General features: G+C 64.9%; 21 protein-coding genes. 9 read left to right on the top strand and 12 right to left on the bottom strand.

Going from position 1 to position 26176, the window contains the following annotated elements; all coding sequences use genetic code 11:
- The first annotated feature begins 38 nt into the window (after nucleotides 1-38).
- Nucleotides 39-596: a DUF3455 domain-containing protein gene (locus tag BXA07_RS13140; RefSeq protein ID WP_076568352.1), complete on the top strand. Its 558-nt coding sequence runs from the start codon at nucleotides 39-41 to the stop codon at nucleotides 594-596.
- A 62-nt stretch (nucleotides 597-658) separates the two neighbouring features.
- Here BXA07_RS13140 and proC read toward each other — a convergent pair whose 3' ends face one another.
- A complete protein-coding gene (gene proC, locus BXA07_RS13135) occupies nucleotides 659-1489 on the bottom strand; it encodes a pyrroline-5-carboxylate reductase (RefSeq protein WP_076568351.1) in 831 nt (276 codons plus the stop codon).
- 20 nt (nucleotides 1490-1509) lie between these two features.
- Complete coding sequence (locus BXA07_RS13130) at nucleotides 1510-2211, bottom strand: YggS family pyridoxal phosphate-dependent enzyme (protein WP_076568350.1); 702 nt, start codon at nucleotides 2209-2211, stop codon at nucleotides 1510-1512.
- A gap of 70 nt (nucleotides 2212-2281) precedes the next feature.
- Between BXA07_RS13130 and BXA07_RS13125 the strand changes: the two genes are divergently transcribed.
- The 4 genes from BXA07_RS13125 to BXA07_RS13110 all read left to right on the top strand — a co-directional run bounded on the left by BXA07_RS13125 (nucleotide 2282) and on the right by BXA07_RS13110 (nucleotide 7189).
- A complete protein-coding gene (locus BXA07_RS13125; RefSeq protein WP_076568349.1) occupies nucleotides 2282-3325 on the top strand; it encodes a type IV pilus twitching motility protein PilT in 1044 nt (347 codons plus the stop codon).
- A gap of 3 nt (nucleotides 3326-3328) precedes the next feature.
- Nucleotides 3329-4468 carry a PilT/PilU family type 4a pilus ATPase gene (locus tag BXA07_RS13120; protein WP_170909658.1) on the top strand — a complete coding sequence of 380 codons (1140 nt, stop codon included), beginning with the start codon at nucleotides 3329-3331 and terminating at the stop codon, nucleotides 4466-4468.
- A gap of 1 nt (nucleotide 4469) precedes the next feature.
- A complete protein-coding gene (locus BXA07_RS13115) occupies nucleotides 4470-4955 on the top strand; it encodes a glutathione peroxidase (protein ID WP_076568348.1) in 486 nt (161 codons plus the stop codon).
- A gap of 167 nt (nucleotides 4956-5122) precedes the next feature.
- A complete protein-coding gene (locus BXA07_RS13110; RefSeq protein ID WP_244556266.1) occupies nucleotides 5123-7189 on the top strand; it encodes a putative bifunctional diguanylate cyclase/phosphodiesterase in 2067 nt (688 codons plus the stop codon).
- A 55-nt stretch (nucleotides 7190-7244) separates the two neighbouring features.
- On the opposite strand, the gene glcF is transcribed toward BXA07_RS13110, so the two are convergent.
- Genes glcF through BXA07_RS13095 form a run of 3 tightly spaced genes read right to left on the bottom strand, consistent with a single transcriptional unit; the run spans nucleotide 7245 to nucleotide 11055 of the window.
- Entirely contained in the window at nucleotides 7245-8474 is a 1230-nt protein-coding gene (gene glcF / locus BXA07_RS13105) for a glycolate oxidase subunit GlcF (protein WP_076568346.1), read from the bottom strand.
- Between the two features lie 4 nt (nucleotides 8475-8478).
- On the bottom strand, nucleotides 8479-9549 hold the full coding sequence (glcE, locus tag BXA07_RS13100; protein WP_076568345.1) for a glycolate oxidase subunit GlcE: 1071 nt from the start codon (nucleotides 9547-9549) through the stop codon (nucleotides 8479-8481).
- A 15-nt stretch (nucleotides 9550-9564) separates the two neighbouring features.
- Entirely contained in the window at nucleotides 9565-11055 is a 1491-nt protein-coding gene (locus tag BXA07_RS13095) for an FAD-linked oxidase C-terminal domain-containing protein (protein WP_076568344.1), read from the bottom strand.
- 159 nt (nucleotides 11056-11214) lie between these two features.
- Here BXA07_RS13095 and BXA07_RS13090 point away from each other — a divergent pair, with 159 nt between their 5' ends.
- On the top strand, nucleotides 11215-11769 hold the full coding sequence (locus BXA07_RS13090; RefSeq protein WP_076568462.1) for a cob(I)yrinic acid a,c-diamide adenosyltransferase: 555 nt from the start codon (nucleotides 11215-11217) through the stop codon (nucleotides 11767-11769).
- A 45-nt stretch (nucleotides 11770-11814) separates the two neighbouring features.
- Here the strand turns inward: BXA07_RS13090 and BXA07_RS13085 are convergent, their stop codons facing one another.
- From BXA07_RS13085 to BXA07_RS13060, 6 genes are all read right to left on the bottom strand, one after another.
- Nucleotides 11815-12963 (bottom strand): cytochrome-c peroxidase, encoded by a 1149-nt coding sequence (locus BXA07_RS13085; RefSeq protein ID WP_244556265.1) that lies wholly within the window; start codon nucleotides 12961-12963, stop codon nucleotides 11815-11817.
- A gap of 19 nt (nucleotides 12964-12982) precedes the next feature.
- A complete protein-coding gene (locus BXA07_RS13080) occupies nucleotides 12983-15532 on the bottom strand; it encodes a TonB-dependent receptor (RefSeq protein ID WP_076568343.1) in 2550 nt (849 codons plus the stop codon).
- Nucleotides 15533-15737: 205 nt separating this feature from the next.
- The gene (locus tag BXA07_RS13075; RefSeq protein WP_076568342.1) at nucleotides 15738-17864 is read right to left on the bottom strand and encodes an FUSC family protein; all 2127 of its coding nucleotides are present in this window, start codon (nucleotides 17862-17864) and stop codon (nucleotides 15738-15740) included.
- Nucleotides 17865-17994: 130 nt separating this feature from the next.
- Complete coding sequence (dxs, locus tag BXA07_RS13070; RefSeq protein WP_076568341.1) at nucleotides 17995-19863, bottom strand: 1-deoxy-D-xylulose-5-phosphate synthase; 1869 nt, start codon at nucleotides 19861-19863, stop codon at nucleotides 17995-17997.
- On the bottom strand, nucleotides 19864-20775 hold the full coding sequence (locus tag BXA07_RS13065; RefSeq protein ID WP_244556264.1) for a polyprenyl synthetase family protein: 912 nt from the start codon (nucleotides 20773-20775) through the stop codon (nucleotides 19864-19866).
- Nucleotides 20772-21023, bottom strand: coding sequence for an exodeoxyribonuclease VII small subunit (locus BXA07_RS13060; RefSeq protein WP_046683420.1), 252 nt, complete (start codon nucleotides 21021-21023; stop codon nucleotides 20772-20774). The genes BXA07_RS13065 and BXA07_RS13060 overlap by 4 nt, the downstream gene beginning before the upstream one ends.
- 405 nt (nucleotides 21024-21428) lie before the next feature.
- On the opposite strand from BXA07_RS13060, the gene BXA07_RS13055 reads away from it, so the two are divergent.
- From BXA07_RS13055 to BXA07_RS13045, 3 genes are read left to right on the top strand one after another with little or no spacing between them, the layout of a single operon-like run.
- On the top strand, nucleotides 21429-22529 hold the full coding sequence (locus BXA07_RS13055) for an aromatic ring-hydroxylating oxygenase subunit alpha (RefSeq protein WP_076568340.1): 1101 nt from the start codon (nucleotides 21429-21431) through the stop codon (nucleotides 22527-22529).
- A 56-nt stretch (nucleotides 22530-22585) separates the two neighbouring features.
- Nucleotides 22586-23509, top strand: coding sequence for a DMT family transporter (locus BXA07_RS13050; protein ID WP_076568339.1), 924 nt, complete (start codon nucleotides 22586-22588; stop codon nucleotides 23507-23509).
- Nucleotides 23510-23522: 13 nt separating this feature from the next.
- Nucleotides 23523-24374: a sulfurtransferase gene (locus BXA07_RS13045; RefSeq protein WP_076568338.1), complete on the top strand. Its 852-nt coding sequence runs from the start codon at nucleotides 23523-23525 to the stop codon at nucleotides 24372-24374.
- A gap of 43 nt (nucleotides 24375-24417) precedes the next feature.
- On the opposite strand, the gene BXA07_RS13040 is transcribed toward BXA07_RS13045, so the two are convergent.
- Nucleotides 24418-26160, bottom strand: a complete 1743-nt coding sequence (locus BXA07_RS13040) for an ABC-F family ATP-binding cassette domain-containing protein (protein WP_076568337.1) — start codon at nucleotides 26158-26160, stop codon at nucleotides 24418-24420.
- Nucleotides 26161-26176 lie beyond the last annotated feature (16 nt).

Genomic DNA, 26176 nt, shown 5'->3' with positions numbered 1-26176 from the left:
ATCAACCAGCCGGTTGAGCCAACGACCAGGAGTTCGCCATGCATGCCTTCATTGCCCCACGCCATACCGCCCCCTTGCTCACCGTCCTGTGCGCCGCCCTGCTCGTGGCCGCCTGTGCCCCCATGAGCGCGCGCTATTCGCAGGAACACTTGCCGAACGCCGTGCAAGTACCCGCTGGCCACCAGGTCGCCATGCAGACGGTGGGCGTGGGCAAGATCGCCTACGAATGCAAAGCGAAAAAAGACATGACGGGACATGAATGGGCCTTCGTGGGACCGGACGCGGCCCTGAACGACCGCAGCGGCATGCAAGTGGGCACGTATGCGGGCCCGCCGGCCACCTGGGCCAGCCTGGACGGCTCGAAAGTGACGGCCACGCAAGTGGCCGTGGCGCCGGCCGGCGCGGGCAATATCCCGTATCAACTGGTCAAAGCCAATCCGGCCATGGGTAGCGGCGCCATGCAGGGCGTCAGCTACATCCAGCGCGTGGCCACCAGCGGCGGCGTGGCGCCAAGCAGCCCCTGCGGCATGGAGTCCGTCGGCGCCAGACTATGGGTGCCCTACCAGGCCGACTACATCTTCTGGAAAGCCGCATAAACACGCGGCCAGGCCGGCCCAAGCCGCTTCCCGGCCCGGGCCGCGCCGTGAAACGCGTCGCCTTACTTGCCCAGCTCGTCCCCCATCTCGCGCCCGCGCTGGGCGGCCGCCTTGATGCCCTTGACGATGGCCGCCTTCACGCCGCTCTCTTCCATGCTGGTCAGCGCCGCATACGTCGTGCCGCCCTTCGAGGTGACGCGCTCGCGCAGCAGGGACACGGGTTCGCTGGAGTTCGCCGCCAGCTGCGCCGCGCCCGTAAACGTGGCAATGGCCAGCTGCGTGCCCTGCTCCGGCGTCAGGCCCAGTTCGGCAGCCGCCTGCTGCATCGCTTCGATAAAGTAAAACACATAGGCGGGGCCGCTGCCGGAGACGGCCGTGACGGGGTCGATCTTCGCTTCGTCGTCGAGCCAGACGGTCTGGCCGACGGCCCGCAGGATGGCGTCCGCCGTCTTTTTCTGCTCTTCGCTCACGCCGCTGCTGGCCACCATGCCCGTGATGCCCATGCCGATCAGGGCCGGCGTATTCGGCATGCAGCGCACGATGGCGGAATAATCGCCAAGCCAGCGCGACAAATCGGCCGCGCGGATGCCGGCCGCGATCGACAGGATCAAGGGCGGCCGCTCGCCGTCGAGGAAGGGCAGCAGTTGCGCCGCCACTTCGCGCATGCTTTGCGGCTTGACGGCCAGCACGATCACGTCCACGCCGCGCAGCGCGTCACCGGCGGCGGAAGCCGTCGTCACGCCGAACTGCGCCTGCAGTTTTTCCAGCGCGGGCGCATGCGGGTCGATCACGTGGATGTTGCCGCCCAGGGTCAGCTTGCCCGCCAGGCCGGCGATCAGGGCCGCGGCCATGTTGCCGCCGCCTACAAATGCGATATTCAATTCTGTCGTCATGGCTGTGCTTTCAAAAAAAATCAGGAATAGTTGCGGGAACCGAAGATGGCGCTGCCCACGCGCACGATGGTAGCGCCCTCGAGCACGGCGGCGCGCAAGTCGGCCGACATGCCCATCGACAAGGTGTCGAGCGCCAGGCCGTCCGCCTGCAATTGTTCGTACAGCGCACGCAATTGCGCAAACGCAAGGCGCTGGCGGCGGAGATCCGTTTCCGGCTCGGGTATCGCCATCAGGCCCCGCAGGCGCAGGCGCGGCAGCTGTGCCACGGCATGGGCCAGCGCCGGCAAGTCAGCCGGCGTCACGCCGCTCTTGCTCGCTTCGCCGCTGATATTGACTTGCAGGCAGATATTCAGGTCCGGCAAGCCGGCCGGGCGCTGCTCGGACAGGCGCGCGGCGATCTTTTCCCGTTCCACCGTGTGCACCCAGTCGAAATGCTCGGCAATCGGGCGCGTCTTGTTGCTCTGGATGGGGCCGATGAAATGCCATGCAGGGACGTGCTGCGGTGCGGCCTCCTTCACAAGAGCGATCTTGTCGAGCGCTTCCTGCAGATAATTTTCGCCAAACGCCATCTGCCCCGCCCGCATGGCCGCCAGCACGGCGTCCGCGCCGAAGGTTTTTGACACGGCCAGCAGGGTCACGTCGGCAGGGGCGCGCTGCGCCTCCACGGCGGCCTGCGCAATACTGTCGCGCACGGCTTGCAAGTTCTGTTCGATTGTGGACATAATCATTTTCTAGTGTATAGGGGCGGCGGCACAGTGCGCCAGCCCATCAATGCAGGCACAGGGATTATAAATGGACATCTCCGAACTACTCGCTTTCTCCGTCAGCAACAAGGCTTCCGACCTGCACCTGTCTTCCGGCCTGCCGCCGATGATACGGGTCCATGGCGACGTGCGCCGCCTCAACGTGGCCCCGCTCGAGCACAAGGAAGTGCACGGCATGATCTACGACATCATGAATGACAGCCAGCGCAAGGCGTATGAAGAAGCGCTCGAGTGCGATTTCTCGTTCGAGATTCCCGGCCTGGCCCGCTTCCGCGTCAACGCCTACAACCAGGAACGCGGTGCCTCGGCCGTGCTGCGCACGATTCCGTCGAAAGTGCTGACCCTGGAAGACCTGAACGCGCCGCGCATCTTCGGCGAGCTGGCCATGCGCCCACGGGGACTGGTACTGGTGACGGGCCCGACGGGTTCGGGCAAGTCGACCACCCTGGCGGCGATGGTGAACCACGTCAACGAACGGCTGAACCACCATATATTGACCATCGAAGACCCGATCGAATTCGTGCATGAGCCGAAGAAATGCCTGATCAACCAGCGCGAGGTGGGTTCGCACACGCATTCCTTCAGCAATGCGCTGCGCTCGGCCCTGCGCGAAGACCCGGACGTGATCCTGGTGGGCGAACTGCGCGACCTGGAAACCATCCGCCTGGCGCTGACGGCGGCCGAAACGGGCCACCTCGTGTTCGGCACCCTGCACACCTCGTCGGCGGCCAAATCCATCGACCGCATCATCGACGTCTTCCCCGCCGAGGAAAAGGAAATGGTGCGCGCCATGCTGTCCGAATCCTTGCAAGCCGTGATTTCGCAAAACTTGCTCAAAACCAAAGATGGCGCGGGCCGCGTGGCCGCGCATGAAATCATGCTGGCCACGCCGGCCGTGCGCAACCTGATCCGCGAAGCAAAAGTGGCGCAAATGTATTCGGCCATCCAGACGGGCGCCAACGTGGGCATGCAGACCCTGGACCAGTGCCTGTCCGACCTCGTGCGGCGCGGCGCGATTTCGGCGGAAACGGCCCGTTCGGCCGCCAAGTCGCCTGAAAACTTCCCCGGATAAGCCATGCAGACGACGCACGAACACTATGGCGCCATGCACGCGCTGCTGGCGCAGATGCGCGAACGGGGCGGCTCCGACCTGTTCATCACGGCCGGCTTTCCGCCCGCCATCAAGCTCGACGGCAAGCTGACGCCGCTGGCGGGCGGCGCGCTGGCCGCGCAACAGGCGGCCGGCTACGTGCGCGCCGTCATGAACGAGCGCCAGGCGGCCGAGTTCGAGTCCAGCCGCGAAGCCAATTTCGCCATCAGCCCGGACGGCCTCGGGCGTTTCCGCGTGTCCGCCTTCGTGCAGATGGGCCAGGCGGGCATGGTCTTGCGATTGATCAATACCGCCATCCCCACGCTGGATAGCCTGGGCCTGCCCGCCATCCTGCAAGACGTGGTGATGAGCAAGCGCGGCCTCGTCATCATGGTGGGCGCCACGGGCTGCGGCAAGTCGACCACCCTGGCGGCCATGCTGGGCCACCGCAACGCGCACAGCCATGGCCATATCATCACCATCGAAGACCCCGTGGAATTCATCCATCCGCACGGCAACTGCATCGTCACCCAGCGCGAAGTGGGCGTCGATACGGACGACTGGGCCACGGCCCTGAAAAACACCTTGCGGCAGGCGCCCGACGTGATCCAGATCGGCGAGATACGCGACCGCGACACCATGGACCACGCCATCGCGTTTGCCGAGACGGGCCATCTGTGCCTGGCCACCCTGCACGCGAACAACGCCAACCAGGCGCTCGACCGCATCATCAATTTCTTCCCCGAAGAGCGGCGCCAGCAATTGCTGATGGACCTGTCGCTCAATTTGAAGGGCATGATTTCGCAGCGCTTGATCCCCAACAAGGATGGCGGCGGGCGCCAGGCGGCGCTGGAAATCCTGCTCAATTCGCCGCTGATGAGCGAGCTGATCTTCAAGGGCCAGGTGCACGAGATCAAGGAGCTGATGAAAAAATCGCGCGAGCATGGCATGCAGACGTTCGACCAGGCCCTGTTCGACCTGCACGAGGCGGGCGCCATCAGCTACGAAGACGCGCTGCGCAATGCGGACTCCGTCAACGACCTGCGCCTGGCGATCAAGCTCAAGGGCGCAACGGCGCCGGCGGCGGCGCCGCCCTCCACGGCCACCAAACTGGGACTCCTGTGACATGAACAACATCCACGATGTCGAGGCGACGGCGCTCGACGGCACGCCCGTCGACCTGGCCCGCTACAAGGGCAAGGTATTGCTGATCGTCAATACGGCCAGCGCCTGCGGCTTCACGCCCCAATACGCGGGACTCGAAGCGCTATACCGCGAATTCCACGACCAGGGCCTCGTCGTGCTGGGCTTTCCCTGCAATCAATTCCGCCAGCAGGAACCGGGCTCGAATGCGGACATCGGCGCCTTTTGCGAAAAGAACTTCGGCGTGACCTTTCCCCTGTTTGCCAAGATCGACGTGAATGGCCCGCATACCCACCCCCTGTTTGCGCAATTAAAACAGGCGGCACCCGGCATATTCGGCACGCAGTCGATCAAATGGAATTTCACCAAATTCCTGGTGCGCAAGGATGGCCGCGTATTTCGCCGCTACGCGACGGCCAGCAAGCCGGCCAGCCTCGTGGCCGACATACGGAAACTGCTACAGGAGTAAAAATTCATCGTTTTGATTAAAGACAACAATCATGCAAAATCAATAAATTCGTATTTATTTCATGCCTGACATCAATATTGTGTTTCCAATAGCAAATTTCAGTGATAATGTTTACATAATTATTCGCAGATATCGATCAAAAAACGATGCCAGTCTTTGGGAAAATATTGTCTTCATGGATGCGGATGGGCTGCTATTGCCGCCTTTTCATCCCTATTTTCCTTCTGATACTCGCCGTTTCCGCCGTCCGTTATCACGTCCTGCTCGATACGGAAACGGCGCTGGCCAATTCCCGCTACCAGAACGATGCGCGGCAACTCAATCTCTACCTGGCCAATACCGTGCTGCCGGTGGCCGTGCAGGCAAACATGGAGAGCTTGCGCGACAATGTGCAGCAGGCGCTGCGCGGCGCCCTGCCGCTGAACCGCAGCCTCGCCGCCATCCGCTGGGATAGCGCTTCCGAACACATCGAGATACGCGCCGACCGGGAACTGGCCGAAGAACTGGCGGCCACGGTACCGGCATGGTTTGCGCGCCTGGCCGGCATCACGGCCATCAGCAGCCGCCTGACGGTGGCCCTGCCCGGCGGTGGCGACGGCATCCTCGACCTGCACTACACGCCCGGCCTGCCGCTGACGCAGGTATGGCACAGCGTACGCCAGCAGGCCATGCTGAGCGCCATCAATATCGTCCTCGTTTTTTTGCTGCTGGGCCTGATCCTGGCCTCGCACCGCAGGCTGCTGGCGCGCCTCGTGCAGGCCAGCGACCGCTTCCGCGGCGGCGACTTCGCCGTGCGCCTGGCGGCCGGCGGCACGCCCGAGGCGCAAGCCGTGTCGCAGGCCTTCAACAGCATGGCCGGCAATATCGAAGAGCTATTGAGCTCGCTCAAGACCAGCCAGCGCCAGCTGGGCGAACAACTGAACGAAACCGTGCACATGCAGCAGGCCCTGCAAAAGCTGTCATGGCAAAACTACAATGACGTGCTGACGGGCTTGCCCAACCGGGCCGCGCTGGCCGCCCGCTTCGAGCAGGAAATGTTCCTCGCGCGCGAACGCCAGCGCCTGCTGGCCGTGTGCCTGTTCGACCTCGACCACTTCCAGGCCATCAACGACCGCCACGGCGCCGAGGCAGGCGATGAAATCCTCAAGCAGGTGGCCGGCAGGCTGCACGGCTTTTCGGGACAGGTTCACTATGCGGCGCGCCTGGGCGGCGATGAATTCGTCCTGCTGCTGTGCGGCCAGGCCAGCATCGCCAGCATCGAACAGAACGTCACGCAGCTGATGGCCGAGCTGGCCCGTCCCTACCAGTGCGACCAGCAGGCGCTGCACATGACGGCCAGCGCCGGCGTCGCCGTGTATGCGGGCAAGGACCTGAATACGGAAAGCCTGCTGCGCCACGCCGACCACGCCGTCTACCAGGCCAAATTGACGGGGCGCAACCAGTACCACTTCTTCGACACGAATCTCGACGAGGAAGTGCGCACCCACCACAACCAGCGCACGGAAGTGCGCCAGGCCCTGATCAACGGCGAATTGCGGCTGTACTACCAGCCGAAGGTGAACATGCGCGCCGGCACGGTGGTGGGCATGGAAGCGCTGCTGCGCTGGCAGCATCCGCGCCGCGGCGTGCTGGCGCCGGCGCAGTTCCTGCCCCTGGTGGAACAGACGGATCTGATCATCGACATCGGCGAATGGGTGCTGCGCCAGGCCCTGTGGCAGATGCAGCGCTGGAGCGACGCCGGCCAGCACTGGGTGGTCAGCGTGAACATCGCGGCGCGCCACTTCCAGCAGCCCGATTTCGTCTCGCGCCTGAAAACCATCCTCGGCGAATTTCCCGGCGTGCGCGCCAGCATGCTGGAGCTGGAAATCCTCGAATCGTCGGCCCTGCACGACATCGAGCACGTGCGCCGCATCATCCGCGCCTGCCAGGCGCTGGGCATCACCTTCGCGCTCGACGATTTCGGCACCGGCTACTCGTCGATGTCCTATCTAAAACGCCTGCCGGCCAACATCGTCAAGATCGACCAGAGCTTCGTGCGCAACATGCTCAACGACCGCGACGACCTGCACCTGGTGCGCGCCGTCATCGGGCTGGCCCGTTCGTTTTCGCTGACGGTGATCGCCGAAGGCGTGGAAAGCATCGAACACGGCGCGCGCCTGATCCAGCTGGGCTGCGACCTGGCGCAAGGCTACGGCATCGCCCGCCCCATGCAGGCGGACGCCGTGCTGGAGTGAGCGGATAAATTCATCCCCGCGCCGCAATGGCGTATCGCGCAATACAGCGAAGTACCTATTTGACGGGCGTCAAGGCCGAATCAATCAGCTCGATCCAGTGCCGCACGGGCGTCTGCGTGCCCGACTGCAAATGGCTCAGGCAGCCGATATTGGCCGACACGATCATCTCCGGCTCGCACGCTTCCAGGTTCGCCACCTTGTTGTCGCGCAGCTGCTGCGACAGTTCCGGCTGCAGGATCGAATACGTGCCGGCCGAACCGCAGCACAGATGGCTGTCCGCGCACAGGCGCACGTCGACGCCGACGGCGCGCAGCACCTGCTCGACCTTGCCGCGCACCTGCTGGCCGTGCTGCAGGGTGCACGGCGGGTGATACGCCACCCGTTTGCCGATGCGTCCTTGCAGCAGCGCCACCAGCTGCGCCTCAAACGCGGGCATGATCTCGGACAAATCGCGCGTCAGTTCCGCGATGCGCCGCGCCTTGTCCGCATACTGCGCATCGTGCGCCAGCAGGTGGCCGTATTCCTTGACGGTGGCGCCGCAGCCCGAGGCCGTCATGACGATGGCTTCGGCGCTGTCGACATACGGCCACCAGGCGTCGATATTGCGGCGCATGTCGTCCAGCGCCGCCTCCTGGTCGTTCAGGTGATGGCGCAGGGCGCCGCAGCAGCCCGCCTTGGGCGCGACGATCAATTGCACGCCCAGCGCGTCGAGCACGCGCGCCGTGGCCGCGTTGATGTTGGGCGACATGGCCGGCTGCACGCAGCCGTCGAGCAGCAGCATGGTGCGCGCGTGCCGGCGCGCCGGCCATGCCCCCGCATTCGCGCCGGGGCGCAATTTATCCTGCAAGCCTTTTGACAGCAAGGGCCGCAGCGCCTGCCCCGCCTTGTACACGGGCGTAAACAGCCAGCGGCGCGGCAAGGCTTCCTTCAGGGCGAAGCGCAAGGCCCGTTCGCGCAAGGGGCGCTGCACGCGCTGCTCGACGACGTGGCGGCCGATGTCGACCAGGCGCCCGTACTGCACGCCGGACGGACAGGTCGACTCGCAGTTGCGGCAGGTCAAACAGCGGTCCAGGTGCGTCTGCGTCTTGGCCGTGACGGGCGCGCCCTCCAGCACCTGCTTGATCAGGTAGATGCGTCCGCGCGGGCCGTCGAGTTCATCGCCCAGCAGCTGGTAGGTGGGACAGGTGGCCGTGCAGAAGCCGCAATGCACGCAGGCGCGCAGGATGGCTTCGGCTTCGTCGCCTGCCGGCGTATTCTTGATGAAATCGGCGAGATTGGTTTGCATGCGCTCAAGTCATTCTGTGCGGGTTGAAGATGCCGGCCGGGTCGAAAGCCTGCCGCAGGCGCTGGTGGATTTTTTCTACGGCCGGCGCCAGCGGATGGAACACGCCGACCGCCTTGTCGCCGCCGCGGAACAGGGTGGCGTGGCCCCCGAGAGCGGCCACCGCCTGGCGGATGCGCTGGCCGCCTGCCGCATCGGCGTCGCCGTCGAGCTTGAGCCAGCGCTGCGCCCCGCCCCACTCGACCAGCTGGCGCCCTTTCAGGATCACGGCGCTGGCGTGCGGCGGCAGCGACAGGCGCCACAGGCTGCCCGCGCCCGCAAAAAAGGCGTGCGTCTGCTCGCGCAGGGACAGCCAGAAGGCGGCCGCGTCATCGGGCGCGAGCAGCTCGCCGCCCAGCGACTGCAGGGCTGCCGAGACGGCCGCCTCGGCGCCGGACAGGCGCACGCTCAGGACACCGTCGTGCCAGCAGCTGGCCGATATCGGCAGCGGTTGACCGGCCCATTCATTGAGCAGGCGCAAGGCGGCGATTTCCGCGCACGCCAGGCGCAAGGTCGCTTCGCGCAGCGGCAGGGGCAGCACCTTGAGCGACACTTCCAGGATCAGCCCCAAGGTGCCCATGGACCCCGCCAGCAGGCGCGAGACATCGTAGCCGGCCACGTTTTTCATGACCTGCCCGCCAAAGGCCAGGCGTTCGCCGTGGCCATCCATCAGCACGGCGCCCAGCACGAAATCGCGCAAGGCCCCCGCGCTGGCCCGGCGCGGGCCGGACAGCGCACTGGCGACGACGCCGCCCACGGTGGCGCCGGGGCCGAAATGGGGCGGCTCGAAAGCCAGCATCTGCTTGCGCGCGGCCAGCGCCGCCTCGATCTCGGCAAGCGGCGTGCCGCAGCGGGCCGTGATCACCAGCTCCGTCGGTTCATAGTCGATGATGCCCGCATACGCGCGCGTGTCGAGCACCTCGCCGTCAAGCTGCTGGCCATACCAGTCCTTCGTGCCGCCGCCGCGCAGGCGCAAGGGCCTGCGCGCCGCGCTGGCAGCGAGGATCTGCTGCCTGAATTGTTCCACTATCGCTTGCAAAGGAGTCTCCGGCGGTTAAAAACGGGGCAGGTTGGCGAACGGCAGCCGCCCCGCCGTCACATGCATCTTGCCGAATTCGGCGCAGCGGTTCAAGGTGGGTATCGCCTTGTCCGGGTTCAGCAGGGCATGGGGGTCGAAGGCGCGCTTGACGGCAAAGAAGGCATCGAGTTCGGCGCGCGTAAACTGCACGCACATGGAATTGATCTTTTCCATGCCCACGCCATGCTCGCCCGTGATGGTGCCGCCCACGGCCACGCACAGGGCCAGGATGTCCGCGCCAAACGCCTCGGCGCGCTCGAATTCGCCGGGCATGTTGGCGTCGAACAGGATCAGCGGATGCAGATTGCCGTCGCCCGCATGGAACACATTGGCGCAGCGCAAGCCATGCGTCGTTTCCATGGCGGCGATGCCCGTCAACACTTCCGCCAGGCGCTTGCGCGGAATGGTGCCGTCCATGCAGTAGTAATCGGGCGAGATGCGGCCCGCTGCGGGAAAGGCGTTCTTGCGGCCGGACCAGAAGCGCATGCGCTCCGCTTCCGACTGCGAGACGGCAATCGCGCTGGCGCCCGCCCCTTCCAGCACGGCCGTCATGCGCGCGATTTCCTCTTCCACCTCTTCGTGCGTGCCATCGGCCTCGCACAGCAAAATGGCCGCCGCATCGGTGTCGTAGCCGGCCTTGACGAACGGTTCGACCATGCGCGAGGACGTCTGGTCCATCATTTCCAGCCCGGCCGGGATGATGCCGGCGGCGATCACGTTGGCCACGGCATTGCCGCCCGTGACGACGTCGTCAAAGGACGCCATGATGACCCGCGCCGTGGCCGGCTTCGGTATCAGTTTGACCGTCACTTCCGTGACGATGCCCAGCATGCCTTCGGAGCCGATGAAGACGGCCAGCAGGTCGAGACCGGGCGAATCGAGGCATTCGCCGCCCAGTTCCAGCACGTCGCCGTCGATGGTGACGACGCGCACGCGCAGCACATTGTGCACGGTCAAGCCGTATTTGAGGCAATGCACGCCGCCCGAGTTTTCCGCCACGTTGCCGCCGATGCTGCAGGCGATCTGCGAAGACGGGTCGGGCGCGTAGTACAGCGCGTGGGGAGCCGCCGCTTCGGAAATGGCCAGGTTGCGCACGCCCGGCTGCACCACGGCCGTGCGCGCGTAGGCATCGAGGCGGACGATGCGGTTCAGGCGCGCCGTCGACAGCACCACGCCGTCGGCGATGGGCAGGGCGCCGCCCGACAGCCCCGTGCCCGCGCCGCGCGGCACGATCGGCACGCCAAGTTCGCGGCAGACGCCGAGGATGGCGATGACCTGTTCCTCCGTATCCGGCAAGGTGACCACCATCGGCAGCTGGCGGTAGGCGGCAAGGCCGTCGCATTCGTAGGGGCGCGTGTCTTCCGCGTCGGACAGCACGCAGCGTGCCGGCAGCACGGCCAGCAGGGCCGCGACGACGGCTTGCTGGCGCGCGGCGGTCAATCCGGGTTCGGGGGCGGCATTGAGCATATGGGCAACTTAAGGGGGCAAAAGTGCATGGACGTGCAACGATTGTAAGCACAAAAGTGGCGCGCGGCGCATTTTTTGTCCGATTTGCGGGCAAATCCGGCGCCGGGCGGCGCACAGTGTCGTATGCTGCCCCCATTCTTCTTTGACAGGATCGACATCATGGGCAACCGACTCTCGAAAATCGCCACGCGCACGGGCGACAATGGCAGCACCGGCCTGGGCGACGGCAGCCGCACCAGCAAGGACAGCGCGCGCATCCACGCCATGGGCGACGTGGACGAACTCAATTCCAACATCGGCTTGCTGCTGTGCGAAGCCATGCCCGACGCCTTGCGCGGCGAACTGGTGGCCATCCAGCACGACCTGTTCGACCTGGGCGGCGAAATCTGCATCCCCGGCTACCAGCTGATCAAGGAAGAGCACGTGCTGCGCCTCGATGATTTACTGGCGAAATACAATGCCGACTTGCCGGCCCTGTCCGAATTCATCCTGCCGGCCGGCTCGCGCGCCGCCTCGCTGGCGCACGTGTGCCGCACCGTGTGCCGCCGCGCCGAGCGCAGCATCGTCGCCCTGGCCAATGCGGAGCCCCTGCACGAACATCCGCGCCAGTACGTGAACCGCCTGTCGGACCTGCTGTTCGTGCTCTCGCGCGCGCTCAACCGCTTTGCCGGCGGCAGCGACGTGCTGTGGCGGCATGACCGCACCAGGGGGTAAAACAGGAAGCGACAGATGATCACGGACCTGCAGGACGCGCCGCGCCTACAGCACTTCCAGAAAGCTCTTCAGCGCAATGATTTCCGCCGATGTCAGCTGCAATGGCTGCAACAGGGGCGAGGTGACGGGAAACTTCGGATCGGCCGCCTGCTGCGCGTTGTGCGGCACGGGGCGCGACATGCCCGCGTTATACATGTTCAGCAAGCCCACCATCTGCGGGAACAGGCCGTTGTGCATCCACGGCCCTGATTGCGCCACGCCGCGCAGGCCCGGCGTGCGGAACTTGCCCACGTCCTCGTCCCTGCCCGTCACCAGGTAGCGCCCCAGGTCTTCGTATTTCTTGCGCCCGTAATAGGTCAGTCCCAGGTTGTGGAATTGCTGGTCCGTCAGCAGGGCGCCGCTGTGGCAGCTCATGCAGCGCGCCTTGGTGCGGAACAAATGCAGGCCCAGCAGCTCGCGGTCGTTCAGGGCCGTGCGCTCACCCGCCAGAAAGGTATCGAAGCGCGTGACGGGCGGCAGCAGGGTGCGCTGGTAGTCGGCCAGCGCCGTCAGGATGCGCGGCAAGGTCACGCCTTCTTTCTTGCCGAAAGCAGCATTGAATTGCGCCGGGTAATCATCGAGCGCGGCCAGCTTGGCCGCCAGGGCCGGTACGTCCATGGCCATCTCGTCCGGATGCTGCAAGGGGCCCAACGCCTGTTCTTCCAGGGTGCTGGCGCGGCCATCCCAGAACAGCGGCTTGATCTGCGCCACGCCCAGCAAGCCCGGCGTATTGCGCTGGCCCTGCCGCCCTTCGTGCCCGACGGAAACACGCTTGCTGTCGGCAAAGCTGTGCGCGGGGCTGTGGCAGCTGATGCAGGCCACCGCGTTCGAGCGCGACAGGCGCGGGTCGTTGAACAGGCGCTGGCCCAGCGCCGCCACCTGTGGCGGCACCTGCGGCAGCGGCATCGCCGACACGGGCGCCATCTCGGCCGGCGTGACGCCGTCGGCCACCTGCGGCCGGGGCCAGCGGGCGATGGGCTGCGCGTAGAGCTGGCGCAAACAGGCCATGTCCCAGCCCTTGTCCGCTGCGCAGGCAACGCCGGCGGGAATGGCATCGCTGGCGCGGCCATCCATGCTCATCATCAGGCCCGCGCCGCCCGCCAGCAAGGCGGCCACGGCGAAGGTGGTTTTTTTCAGGTGGGATGCGAGTTTCATGCGCCTGCCGATACGTTCATTAGAAGCGGTAGCCGAGTTCCAGCGTGAACTGGCGGCCTTTTTCATACACCGTCTCGCTGGCCTGGAACAGCGGATTGCTGCGGTTGGTGACATTTTCGATACCCAGGTTCAGGTAGCCTTCGCCCGGCCCCGTCTGCGGCAGCGCGTACTGCACGCGCATGTCCCAGGTGAAGGACTTGCCGACCGTTTCGTCCCGGTAGACATTGGCCACGCCATCCTCGAACAGCTTCGCCTCGCCCGTCGCGACCATGCCCGTTTCCGGCCCCCGCATGCGCAGGAAGTTATCCACCTTCAGGCGGTACGCGGGCACATCGGTCGACAGCAGCAGGCGCGCCGTCCAGGGACGGTTGTAGTTATTCGCCGGACGGTCGATCCAGCGCACGAACTTGCCCTGGTAATAGATATACTCGTCCAGGTCGCCCGCGAGATTGCTCAGGGTGTCATCGTAACTGGCGTGCGACGAGCTGGTGCGCGTGTGGTCAAAGCCGAACTGCACCTGCGTGCTGCTGCCGCCCCAGCGCAGGGGACGGGCCGTTTCGGCGGCCAGCGTCCATACCTTGCTGTCGGTGCGGCCGATATTGTCCCAATAATAATTGGCGGCCGATGCCAGGTGCTGCACCATCTCGTCGCGGCCCGCGCGCAGCACGCGCTTGGCGCTCCACTTCACGCCGCCCCATAGATGGCTGATGCCCAGCATTTTCTCGTCCGTGTATGGCGTTTTCATGTCGCCCAGCTGGTACCAGGCCCAGTTGGCGGCCATCTCGGGCGCCGCCCAGTCCTTCAGCAAGCCGCCCGACAGGGTGCGCGTCTGCGCCTTCGTCTGCAGTGCCAGGCGCTTCGACTGCGCGTAGAAGTCGAAGAAATTGCGGCCATAGTAGCGGTTGGCGCCCAGCTCGACCTGCGTCGTGCCCTTGCCCGCCACATCCCAGAAGGCGGACAGGCGCGGCGCGATGCTCGACTTCGGCGCCAGGTCGTCCGCATCGTAGCGCACGCCCAGGCGCAGGCGCACGTCGCCCGCCCGGATATCGTCCTGCAGGAAGGCGCCACGCGTCTTGTTGCTCAACTCATAGGCGCCCGCGTAATAAATGATGCGCGACGCCAGGTACTGGCCGCGCACGTTGGCGGCGGCATTCCATGGCGTTGCCAGCGAGCAAAACTGCGTATCCACCCCGCCGCCCACCATATTGCAGGTGTTGGTGTTGAGCGACGCCGTGTACTGTTCGTAGGTGGTATTGCGGCGATAGCTGGACGTCTGCGTGCCCAGTTCCAGGCCCGCCTGGAAGGTGTGCGACATGCCCAGCCAGTCCAGCGGTTCCCACTTCAGCTTGCCCTGATAGTCGACGTTTTTCTGTTGCTGGTCCACGTCGCCCCAACCGCCTTCGCTGCTGTTCCAGCCGGAGGCGCCCGTGCCCGTCTTGACGCCCCAGTTCTTGTCGCTCGAATAGCGCCACAGTTTCCAGTTGCTCTCGTCCGCACCGCGCGAGCTGTCCATTTTCTTCCAGCTCAGGCGGTGTTCCACCGTCGCCTTGCCCAGCAGCGCCAGCGGATGGCTCAGGCCCAGGTTGTAGGCGTCGCCGCCGCTCTTCAGATGGAAGTTGCTGTTCCTGGCGCTGGCGATGAAATAGTCGCCATCGGACGGCGCATGCATGACGGAAAAGTCGGCCAGCACGCCGGGAGTGATGGTCCAGAAGCCGCGCACAAAGACGTTATCGTTGCCCCGTCGTTGCACCTTGCGGTTGGCGTCGCCTTCACTGATCAAGCCGTTGGCATAGCCTTTCAAGGGAATTTCCGACGTCTTGCGGATGAAACTGCCGATCAGGCTGAAATTCTCCGTCACCTTGCCCTGCAGCGCCGCGCGGTAGGTCCACTTTTCAAACTCGGGCTGCAAGGCGGCCGATGCCGACTGGGCGGCGCTGTCCTTCTGGCTGTCGCTGAGCTTGTATTGCATCCACGACGAGCGCGTGCTTTCGACGGACATCTGGCCGGCCAGCTTGCGCGTAGGGGCGCAGGTATTGGCCTTGACCACGCCGCCCTTGAAGCGGCCATATTCGGCGCCGATGTTCGCATCGAGCACCGTCACGTCGCACAGCAGGCTGGTGTCGACGGCAAAGCCCTGGCTGGCCGACGGCGGCGTGGCGTTGACGTTGGTGCCGCTGCTGGCGGGGCCGATATCGTTGTTGAAGGACATGCCGTCCATTTGATACAGATTGTCGTAGAACTTGGCGCCGTTGATGCTGATGTCGGCCGGTGCCAGTTCGCCCTGGGTGGCGGACGCTTGCTGCTTGTTATCGAATTGCACGCTGGGATTGATGCGCAACAAACTCGTGATATTGCCGTCGATGCCATTCATCGCTTCGATCTGGCGCCGGTCCAGGCGCTGTTCGCCCACCGATACCCGCTCGGCCTGCAGCCGCACTTCGGGCAGCACTTGCGGCGCGGGTTCTTCGGAGTCGGCCTCGGCGGCGTAGGCAAACGGGGTGGCGGCGCCGGCGCCACAGGCCAGGCCAATGGCCAGTACGGACTGGCGCAAGTTAAGAATGGAAGACATGAACACCTTGAAACTGCGAAAAGGAAGAGACAGTCTCATGATGCCGCCCCCACTCAACGAGCCAGTGCCGCCGTACCATGCTGCCAATTGCAAATGATAACGATTGCTATTTGCATTTGCAATGCAGGAAGACCAAGACACGGCTATTTTTTGACGCGCGTAAAAATTTCGCGGCGGCCTGTTGCGTCCGCGCCACGCCCTCCGCTCATGCGGGCGCCGCCACCTTATCCGGCTGCGCATGCAGATGGTCGCGCAGCAAGCCGCGCAGCATCTGCACCTGCGCCACGGCGTCGGCCTGCAGGGGCGTCAGGCCCGCGCTGGCGCACTGGCCGGGCGCGCCGACATCGGCTTCACCGCGCAGCAGCGCATCGATTTCCGCGCTGACGGCGGCGATCCACTGCTGCAGCTCGGGCGTGGCCGGCTCGGCCTGGGGACTGAGGCTGATGCGCGCCGTGCTGCCCGCCACGCGGCGCAGCAGCGGCAAGGTGCGCAAGGCGGCCAGGCCCACGCCCTCGCTGCGGTCCAGGCGGCGCTCGATGCGCAGACGCTGCAGGACTTGCTCCGCGTTATTACTGGCCAGTCCCGCCTCGCGGCGCAGGCGCGCAATCGCGCTATCCCATTTACCGCCGGCCGCCAGCACGGCCAGCAGGTATTTCAGGTTGGCCGAGACGGCGTTTGCCAGGCGCTGATCCAGGTCATCCGCTTCGCGGTCGGGCCACAGGTAAAACGTGGCCAGCAGGGCCAGCACGCAGCCGAGCACATTGTTGCCCAGGCGGCTCACGGCATACACCATCTCGCTGGCCGGCGCCGCATAGTCGGCCACCAGCACGAAGGCCGGCGTCATGAACAGCACGTGCAGGCTGTAGCTGACACGGCGCAAGGCCATGGTGGCGACAATCAGGGGAAACACCACGAGCGAAATGCCCAGCGGCGTGTAAATGACGAGGCCGATCAGCACGGCCAGCACGGCTCCCAGCACGCTGCCGGCCACGCGCTCGATGCCGCGCGGCCAGGTGGTCGACACGGACGGCTGCAATATCAATAAGGTCGCCATGGTGGCCCAGTAGCCGAACGGGATGTGCAGCGCCTCGACCAGCAAAAAACCGGCCGTCGTCGCCAGCGACACGCGCGCCGCGTGGCGCCAGCTCAGCGACTGCGGCGTGGCGTTGACCTTCAGCGTCTGCCACGCCTGCGCCAGCGCCAGCAGGGCCACCTCGCGCCACGGCAGCTGCGTGGCGCGCGGCATGCCCAGGTCCATGAATTCCACGTTCAGGCGCAGCGGCAGCAAGGCGCCCAGCGCCGCTTCCAGCCGCCGTCCGCAGGCGGCCAGGCGGCGCTGCAACTCCAGCGGCGGCGTTTCCGGACGGCGCTGCACGGCCTGCCCCAGGCGGCGCAGCAGCACGGCCATCACTTCCAGGCTGCGCCGCGCGCGCGGGTCCTGGCGCAGCCGCTGCTGCTCGCGCTCGCAGGTATGCGTGACGGCGATCAGGTAGGCGAAGATGCGTTCGGCGTCGCTGAGGGCCAGCAGCAGGTTGTCGTACAGGGCGCTGCGGCCCGCCCGCGACGGCGGCACGGCGGCCAGCGCCACGCGGGCCGCTTCCAGCGCGGCGCGCGCCTGCGAGCGGTAGCTGGCGCCATGCGCGGCAAAGTCGCCTTGCGCCGGATCATGTTCGAGAAAGCGCGCATTGTCGCGCGCGATGCCGGCCAGGCGCGAATACGCGGCGCGCAGCGCGCGCCTGCTCGGGCTGAAAGGATGGATGCGCCACACCGTAAAGCTGAGCACGGTGGCGAACAGGCAGCCGAACATGTACAGGCCCAGGAAAGGCGCGCTCTGCGTCATCGAGTCCAGCGGATGCGTGACCATGACCACGCAAGCCGTGGCCGCCAGGATGGCCACTTGCGCCGTGGCCGCGCCCCAGATGCGCGCCAGCGCGCCGGCCCAGGAAAACAGCAGCACGGCGAGGGCCGCCGTCGCCACGCCATGGCCGGCCGCCAGCGCCGCCAGCCCGCCCACGACGGTCGACAGCAGGCCGAAGCCCACCATCGACACAAAACGCATGCGCCGCGTGCCGGCCGCATCGGCCAGGCAAGTCCAGAAGGCGCCGATGGCGGCCCAGGAAAAATCGGGATGGTCGAACAGCAAGCCCAGCAGCAGCATGGCGCTTGAGGCGCAGGCGGCCCGCAAACCCTCGGACAGATTCGTTTCATCGATGGCCAGGGTGACCATCCACAGGGGGCGGCGCTGCGCCAGGCTGTCGGTGTAGGCGTGCAAGCCCGTCAGCCAGCGGCCGGCCAGTGCGCGTGAACGGCGGTGAAGTTTCCTGAAATGCAAGATCAGCTTTGAAAGGTATCAAAGCGACATCGTAGCATTCCCCGCCGAAAAATGTTGCAGTGCAGCGTAAAATTCCTGCAGGCAAAAAAAAGCGGCACCGCAGTGCCGCTGTTCATGTGTACAAGCAAGCTTAGCTGACCATGGCCAGGCGGGGGCCGGCGGACGGGAAGCGCTGCTCGATCGACGCGGCGATGCCGGCGGCGTCCAGGCCCACGCTTTTCAGCAGTTGCACGGGGTCGCCATGGTCGATGAAGACGTCGGGCAAGCCCAGCATCAGAATCGGCTTGACGATCCCTTCGGCCGCCAGCGCCTCGGCCACGGCCGAACCGGCGCCGCCCATGATGCAGCCCTCTTCCACCGTCACCAGATAATCGTGCTCGGCAGCCAGCTGTTTCACCAGCGCCACGTCGAGCGGCTTGACGAAGCGCATGTTGGCCACCGTCGCGTCGAGCTTGTCACCGGCCGCCACGCTAGGTGCCACCATGGAACCGAAGGCCAGGATGGCGATGCGCTTGCCCTGGCGCTTGAGTTCGCCCTTGCCGATCTCGATGCTGCTCAGTTCCGGCACGATGGCAGCCCCCGTGCCGGCGCCGCGCGGATAGCGGATGGCGGCCGGGCCCGGATAATGGTAGCCCGTGGTCAGCATCTGGCGGCATTCGTTTTCGTCGGACGCGGCCATGACGACCATGTTCGGGATGCAGCGCAAAAACGCCATGTCGTAGTTGCCCGCGTGCGTGGCGCCGTCGGCGCCCACCAGGCCGGCGCGGTCCAGCGCGAACGTCACGTCCAGGTTTTGCAGGGCCACGTCGTGGATCAGCTGGTCGTAGGCGCGCTGCAAAAAGGTCGAGTAAATGGCCACGACGGGTTTCAGGCCTTCGCAAGCCAGGCCCGCGCCGAAGGTCACGGAATGCTGTTCGGCAATACCGACGTCGAAATAGCGGGTCGGGAATTGCTGTTCGAATTTCACCATGCCCGAGCCTTCGCGCATGGCCGGCGTGATGCCCACCAGGCGCTTGTCGTGCGCGGCCATGTCGCACAGCCAGTTGCCGAACACTTCCGTGTACGTCATCTTGGCCGGCGCCGTGGCCGGCTTGATGCCTTCCGCCGGATTGAACTTGCCCGTGCCGTGGTACAAGATCGGCTCCGCCTCGGCCAGCTTGTAGCCCTGGCCCTTCTTGGTGACCACGTGCAGGAATTGCGGACCCTTCAATTGCTTGATATTTTGCAAGGTCGGGATCAGCGAATCGAGGTCGTGGCCGTCGATGGGGCCGATATAGTTAAAACCGAATTCCTCGAACATGGTGGCGGGCACGACCATGCCCTTGGCGTGCTCTTCAAAGCGCTTCGCCAGTTCCAGCACGGGGCCGGGCAAGACGGATTTGCCAACATTTTTCGCCGCCGCATAGAACTGGCCCGACATCAGCCGCGCCAGGTGGCGGTTCAGCGCGCCCACCGGCGGCGAGATCGACATGTCGTTGTCGTTCAAGATCACCAGCAGGTTGACGTCTTCCTGCACGCCCGCATTGTTCATCGCCTCGAAGGCCATGCCGGCCGTCATCGAGCCGTCGCCGATCACGGCGATCGCGTGCAGCGGGTCGCCCTTGATCTTGGCGGCCTGCGCCATGCCCAGCGCGGCGGAAATCGACGTCGACGAGTGCGCCGTGCCAAACGTGTCGTATTCGCTCTCGTCACGCTTGGGGAAGCCGGAAATGCCGTCCTTCTGGCGCAAGGTGTGCATGCGCTCGCGCCGGCCCGTCAGGATCTTGTGCGAATAGGTCTGGTGGCCCACGTCCCACACGATGCGGTCGTGCGGCGTGTTGAACACGTAATGCAGCGCGACGGTCAGCTCGACCGTGCCCAGGTTGGACGACAGGTGGCCGCCCGTCTTGGAGACGGAATCGAGCAGGAAGCTGCGCAATTCCTGCGCCAGCGGCACCAGTTGCGAGCGGGCCAGCTTGCGCACTTGCGCTGGTTCATTGATGGTTTCTAACAGTTTCATTTATGCCTTCCGCTGCACGACCAGGTCTGCCAGCTCGCGCAGGCGGCGTGCCTTGTCCCCGAATGGCGCCAGCGCCGCATGGGCGTCGCACCGCAATTGTTCTGCCAGGGCCCGCGATGGTTCCAGCCCCAGTATCGATACGTAAGTGGGCTTGTTGGCGGCCGCATCCTTGCCCGCCGTCTTGCCCAGGGTGGCCGAATCGGCCGTCGCGTCGAGCACGTCGTCGACCACCTGGAAGGCCAGGCCGACGGCGCGCGCATAGGCGTTCAGCGCCGTCATCTCGTCCGCCGTCAAGTCCTTGCCCGCCAGCGCGCCGAGGATCACGGCCGCGCGCAGCAAGGCGCCCGTCTTGAGTTGATGCATCTGTTCCAGCTGCGGCAGGGTCAGGGCCAGGCCGACGCTGTCGAGGTCGATCGCCTGGCCGCCGCACATGCCGCTGGACCCGGACGCGTGCGCCAGCAGCTTGACCATGGCCATCTGCCGCGCCGGTGGAATGGCCGCGCCGTCGGCCAGCAGCATGAAGGCCTGCGATTGCAGCGCGTCGCCGACCAGCAGGGCCGTCGCCTCATCGTAGGCGATGTGCACGGTGGGCTTGCCACGGCGCAAGGCATCGTCATCCATGCACGGCATGTCGTCATGCACGAGCGAATACACGTGAATCATTTCCAGCGCACAGGCAGCGCGCGCGAGCGTGTCTTGATCGGCATCAAACAGTTCGCCTGCCGCCATCACCAGCAGCGGGCGCACGCGCTTGCCGCCGCCCAAGAGCGCGTAGCGCATGGCCGCGTGCAGCTTGTGCGGCACCGCGTCCGCCGCCGGCAGGAACTCGTCGAGGCGGGCTTCCACGCCGGACTGCGTGCTTTGCATCCAGTCGCCGAAGGTGACGCCGTCTTGTTGCACATTGGCCATCATTGTGCGGCCTCGCCGGCATCGACGAACGGTTTCAACATGTCGCCTTCGAGAACTTTCACCTGCGCTTCGACGCTATCGAGCTGGGTAGCGCAATACTTGACCAGTTCCGAGCCGCGCTGGTAGGCCGCGACCGATGCTTCCAGCGGCAACTGGCCCGCTTCCATTTGCGTTACCAGCTGCGCCAGTTCCGCCATCGCCTCTTCAAACGAGGCCGGCGCTGCGGCAGCGGCAGTTAATTTCTTCGACATAGACTCAGATCTCTTCGTGGCACGAGGGGCTTGTAGGGAGACGCCGGGGACTCCCGGCCAGCATAGAAGCGTTATTTTAGAACAAACCACACTATTAAGTGAAAACTAAAGCGCAATCGGCGCGCTCAAACGAGGGATGTTGCCAGTTAATCGGTGGATTTTAGCCGAATCGCCCCTTGCTACCGGAAATTGCACGGCAAATGACAATCTTTCTCATTAAAGTAGGCGATTTGCCGGTGGTGTTGGCAATGCCGAGGCCGATCCGCGCTATAATCGCCGGTTCTGTCCGAAATACCGTTTCAACAATTTTGAATTCAGGTCTTTGCGGATTCTTTCTCTCTGTAGCGGTTGCCCAGGGAATGGCCTGGGGCACTGCTGACCGTTGTACATTTATGGGGGGTTGGGATGTCCGATCTGGCTACTCACGCCAAGCTGGCGCGCTCAAACGCGCAACTTCCGGTCCACGTCTATTTTGACGAAACGCTGTTGCAGCGTGAAATGCAGCAATTATTCCAGGCCGGCCCGCGCTATGTCGGGCATGCGCTGATGGTGCCGGAAACCGGCGATTTTGCGACCCTGGCGTCTGAGAACGAAGGGCGCATGCTCGTGCGCAACGCCAATGGCATCGAAGTGCTGTCCAACGTGTGCCGTCACCGGCAGGCGCTGATGTTCAATGGCCGCGGCAACGCGAACCATATCGTCTGCCCGCTGCACCGCTGGACCTACGACCTCAAGGGTGAACTGATGGGCGCGCCGCATTTCCCCGAGACGCCGTGCCTGAACCTGTCGAAAACGCCGCTGCAAAGCTGGAATGGCTTGCTGTTCGAGCAAAATGGCTACAACGTGATGGAAAAATTGAAAGATTTGTCCGTCTCGAAAGACCTCGATTTTTCCGGCTATATGTTCGACCACGTGGAAATCCACGAGTGCGACTACAACTGGAAGACTTTCATCGAAGTCTACCTCGAGGATTATCACGTGGAACCGTTCCACCCGGGCCTGGGCAGCTTTGTCAGCTGCGACGACCTGCGCTGGGAATTCGGCAAGGATTACAGCGTGCAGACGGTGGGCGTGCACCGCGGCCTGCAGCAGGCCGGCTCCCCTGCCTACAAGAAATGGCAGGAGCAGGTGCTGCAATTCCGCGGCGGCGAACCGCCGCCGTATGGCGCCATCTGGCTGACCCTGTATCCGAACATCATGGTCGAATGGTATCCGCACGTGCTCGTCGTCTCGACCCTGTGGCCGATGGGTCCGCAAAAGACGCGCAACGTGGTCGAGTTCTATTACCCCGAAGAAATCGTGCTGTTCGAGCGCGAGCTCGTCGAAGCGGAACGGGCTGCCTACATGGAAACCTGTGTCGAGGACGATGAAATCGCCCAGCGCATGGATGCGGGCCGCAAGGTCCTGATGGCGCGCGGCGTGAACGAAGTGGGCCCTTACCAATCGCCCATGGAAGACGGCATGCAGCATTTCCACGAATGGTACCGCAGCAATATCGAACTGTAGTTCCTCAAGGGCCGCATTGCGCGGCCCTTTTTCATTTTCATCGTCAGGATTTACTCATGCAGTCACTTTGGATGCTGTTTGCCAGCTTTATGTTCGCCATCATGGGCGTGTGCGTGAAACTGGCGTCGGATCTGTATTCGACCTCGGAAATCGTCATGTACCGCGGCATCATCGGCATGCTCGTCATGAGCTGCACGATCCTGTACCAGGGCGGCAGCTTCAAAACCACGATGCCGGGCCAGCATCTGTGGCGCGGCGTGGTCGGCGTGATCGCCTTGTGGCTGTGGTTTTATGCCATCGCCATCCTGCCGCTGGCCACGGCCATGACGCTCAATTACATGGCGCCCATCTGGATCGCCGTGATCCTGCTCGCCGGCGGCTGGTGGAAAGGCATGCAACAGGTCGAGTGGCCGCTGGTGGCGGCCATTGCCATGAGCTTTGTCGGCGTGACATTGCTGCTGCAGCCCGTGTTCGAGACGGAACAGGCGGCCGGCGCCATCACGGCCTTGATTTCCGGCATGCTGTCGGCCCTCGCCTACTTGCAGGTGCGCAAGCTGGGCTTGCTGGGCGAACCCGAATACCGGGTCGTGTTCTATTTCTCGGTCGTCAATTTCCTGGCCGGCGTGATCGGCCACGTGGCCAGCGCTGGCGGCGGCCCCGTCGTCTGGCATGCGCACACGAGCGCCTACGGCATCGGCTTGCTGGCCGCCATCGGCCTGTGCGCCACCATGGCGCAGATGGCCATGACGCGCGCCTACCGCCTGGGCAAGACCCTTGTTGTTGCCAATTTGCAATACACAGGCATCGTCTTTTCCAGCTTCTGGGGCGTGGTGATCTTTGGCGACCTGTTCGACTGGCACGGCTGGGCCGGCATCGGCATCATCCTCGCCTCGGGTATCGCGGCCACCTATTACAATACCCGCAACACGGCCCGTGGCGCCGCCATCGCGCGCACGGATCCCATCGCCAGCGAAGTGTAAAGGAGCGTTCCTGATGTACACCACCTTGATCCAGGCCAGCGAACTGGCCAGCCACCTGCATGACAGCAGCTGGGTCATCCTCGATTGCCGCCACGACTTGCTCAACCCGACAGCGGGCAGCGACGCGTTTGCCGCCGGGCATATCCAGAACGCCCAGTTCGCCGACATCGACACGGCCCTGTCCGGCCCCAAGACGGCGCGCGGCGCGAACTTTACGGGACGGCATCCCTTGCCAGACCGCAACGCCCTGCTGGCCATCCTGCGCGGCTGGGGCATCGATGACGACACGCAAGTGGTGGCCTACGATGGTCAGGGCGGCATGTTCGCCGCCCGCCTGTGGTGGCTGCTGCGCTGGGTCGGCCATCCGAATGTGGCCGTGCTCGACGGCGGCCTGGCCGCCTGGCAGGCGCAAGGTTTGCCGCTGGTCACGCCCGTGGCACCGCGCCCTGCCGGCAAGCTGACGGAAAAAGCCAGCCTGGTGCGCACGGCCAGCGTGCAGGACGTCGTCGCCAACCTGGAAACGCAGGCCTTGACCGTCATCGACGCACGCGCGCCCGACCGTTATCGCGGCGAAAACGAAACCATCGACCCCGTGGGCGGCCACATCCCCGGCGCGAAGAACCGTTTCTTCAAGGATAATTTACAAGCGGATGGCCGCTTTAAAAGCGCGGAAGAACTGCGGCGCGATTTCAGCGCCCTGTTTGATGCACCGCAAGCGGCCATCATGCAGTGCGGCTCCGGCGTGACGGCGTGCCACAACCTGCTGGCCCTGGAAGTGGCCGGCTTGCCTGGCGCGGCCCTGTATCCGGGTTCGTGGAGCGAATGGTGCGCGGATACGGCGCGGCCTGTGGCGACGGGTAACTAAAAAAAAGCGGACCTCGGTCCGCTTTTTCATGTCCGGTGGATAACTACGACGTTATCCCCAGCGATTGATTCAACTGCGCCAGTTCCACCAGCCACGCCTGCTGGCTGGCCCGCTTCTGGTGGCGCGGCTTTCTCGCCAGGTCTTCCGCCAGCAATTGCTCCAGTTCACACAAGCGTTCGAGCTGTTGATCTACATCAGTTTGCGCTGGCGCAAGCGGCGCGCTTTCCATCCTTGCCACCGGCACCGGCGCTTGCCCATCCTCGGCACTCAACCGTGCATACGCGCTGGCCGCGTCCGGCCACTCTTCCAGCTGGCCGTCGGCCACCACCCAAAAGCGGTTGCACGCCGTCTCGATCAGATCGCGGTCGTGCGACACCAATAAACAGCCGCCGTCAAAGCCGCGCAAGGCTTGCCCCAGTTCCGCCTTGCCCTGCATGTCCAGGTGGTTGCTCGGTTCATCGAGCAGCAGTAAATGGTAGCTGGCCAGCGACAGCCCCAGGAACAGCAGCCGCGCCCGCTCGCCGCCGCTCAGCGTCGCCACCGTCTGGCCATGGCGCGCATACGGAAAACCGGCCGCAATCAGCGCCTGCCTGCGCGCCACCTGGCTGCGCGCCGCTTCGTTTTGCACGGCAAACGGGTACAGGGCGTCGGACAAATCGGCAGCGTCGGCCAGCTGCTGGAGCGACTGGTCGTAATAGCCGATATTGGCCGCCTTGTGGTAGCGCAAGTCGGGCCGCTCATCCTGCGCCTGGATCGCCTGCCAGCACAGGCGCAGCAAGGACGACTTGCCGCTGCCGTTGGCACCCAGCAAGGCAACCCGGTCGCCCGGTTTCAGCCAAACCTGGCCCGTGTGAAACAGCAGCGGGGAAGCGGGCACGGCGCGCACATCGAGTTCGTCCAGCGCCAGCAGCTGGTCGGCCGCCAGCGCCTTGCCGCGCAGGGTCAAACGCCACGGTGCGCCGTCGCTGACGAACGCTTGCGCATCCTTCAGCTTGTCGATGCGCCGCTGCATGGTCTTGGCCTTGCGCGCCAGGTCTTCATTGTCATAGGTGCGGCCCCACAGGGCCAGGCGGGCGCTGCTGGCGGACAGGCGGTCGATTTCCTTCTGTTCGGCCGCGTGGCGGGCGGCAGCGGCCACGTCCATCTCGGCCAGGGCCGCCAGCGCGGGACCGCAGGGCAAGTCGAAATCGTAGAGGCGGCTATCGCGCAAGATCCAGCTGCGCGTGGCCACGTTGTCGAGCAGGCGCTGGTCATGCGAGACGAGGATGAAGGCGCCGCGCCAGCGCAGCAGGAATTGCTCCAGCCACAGCAGCGAAGGCAAATCCAGGTGATTGCTCGGCTCGTCGAGCAGCAGCACGTTCGGCTCCTGCAGCAGGGCGCGCCCCAGCAGCAGCCGCGTGTGCTGGCCGCCGGACAGGGCATGCACGGGCACTTGCGCCGTATCAAGATCGAAGCCCAGCTCGGCCAGCAGGCTGTCGACCCGCCAATGCAGCTCGGGCTGCTCCAGCACGGGCGCCAGCAAGGCGTCGTACAGGCTCAGGCTGGCTAGTTCGGCCGGCAAATGCTGTTCCACATGCTGCAAGCGGCAGGCACGGGCGAGCTGGATGGTGCCGGCCGTCGCTGCCCGCGTGCCGCTGAGCAAGCCCAGCAAGGTGGATTTGCCGCAGCCATTGTGGCCGATCAGGCCGATGCGGTCGCCCTGGCGCAAGGTAAAGGCGAGTTCATTGAAGAGGAAACCGTCGTGGGTATCCAGCTGTAAAGCTTGTGCAGAAATAAGGGTAGTCATGGCTCTTGTCTTTGTT

It is taken from the genome of Janthinobacterium sp. TND4EL3, assembly GCF_900156175.1.
GTDB lineage: Bacteria > Pseudomonadota > Gammaproteobacteria > Burkholderiales > Burkholderiaceae_D > Janthinobacterium.
Note: the sequence above shows the minus strand (reverse complement) of the source record. Positions and strands in the feature narration are given on the sequence as shown.

Bases quoted from the DNA above. Each gene is read 5' to 3' on its own strand.
- BXA07_RS13140 (WP_076568352.1), top strand. From the start codon at position 39: ATGCATGCCTTCATTGCCCCACGCCATACCGCCCCCTTGCTCACCGTC.
- proC (WP_076568351.1), bottom strand. From the start codon at position 1,489: ATGACGACAGAATTGAATATCGCATTTGTAGGCGGCGGCAACATGGCC.
- BXA07_RS13130 (WP_076568350.1), bottom strand. From the start codon at position 2,211: ATGTCCACAATCGAACAGAACTTGCAAGCCGTGCGCGACAGTATTGCG.
- BXA07_RS13125 (WP_076568349.1), top strand. From the start codon at position 2,282: ATGGACATCTCCGAACTACTCGCTTTCTCCGTCAGCAACAAGGCTTCC.
- BXA07_RS13120 (WP_170909658.1), top strand. From the start codon at position 3,329: ATGCAGACGACGCACGAACACTATGGCGCCATGCACGCGCTGCTGGCG.
- BXA07_RS13115 (WP_076568348.1), top strand. From the start codon at position 4,470: ATGAACAACATCCACGATGTCGAGGCGACGGCGCTCGACGGCACGCCC.
- glcF (WP_076568346.1), bottom strand. From the start codon at position 8,474: ATGCAAACCAATCTCGCCGATTTCATCAAGAATACGCCGGCAGGCGAC.
- BXA07_RS13095 (WP_076568344.1), bottom strand. From the start codon at position 11,055: ATGCTCAATGCCGCCCCCGAACCCGGATTGACCGCCGCGCGCCAGCAA.
- BXA07_RS13090 (WP_076568462.1), top strand. From the start codon at position 11,215: ATGGGCAACCGACTCTCGAAAATCGCCACGCGCACGGGCGACAATGGC.
- BXA07_RS13085 (WP_244556265.1), bottom strand. From the start codon at position 12,963: ATGAAACTCGCATCCCACCTGAAAAAAACCACCTTCGCCGTGGCCGCC.
- BXA07_RS13080 (WP_076568343.1), bottom strand. From the start codon at position 15,532: ATGTCTTCCATTCTTAACTTGCGCCAGTCCGTACTGGCCATTGGCCTG.
- dxs (WP_076568341.1), bottom strand. From the start codon at position 19,863: ATGAAACTGTTAGAAACCATCAATGAACCAGCGCAAGTGCGCAAGCTG.
- BXA07_RS13065 (WP_244556264.1), bottom strand. From the start codon at position 20,775: ATGATGGCCAATGTGCAACAAGACGGCGTCACCTTCGGCGACTGGATG.
- BXA07_RS13060 (WP_046683420.1), bottom strand. From the start codon at position 21,023: ATGTCGAAGAAATTAACTGCCGCTGCCGCAGCGCCGGCCTCGTTTGAA.
- BXA07_RS13055 (WP_076568340.1), top strand. From the start codon at position 21,429: ATGTCCGATCTGGCTACTCACGCCAAGCTGGCGCGCTCAAACGCGCAA.
- BXA07_RS13050 (WP_076568339.1), top strand. From the start codon at position 22,586: ATGCAGTCACTTTGGATGCTGTTTGCCAGCTTTATGTTCGCCATCATG.
- BXA07_RS13045 (WP_076568338.1), top strand. From the start codon at position 23,523: ATGTACACCACCTTGATCCAGGCCAGCGAACTGGCCAGCCACCTGCAT.
- BXA07_RS13040 (WP_076568337.1), bottom strand. From the start codon at position 26,160: ATGACTACCCTTATTTCTGCACAAGCTTTACAGCTGGATACCCACGAC.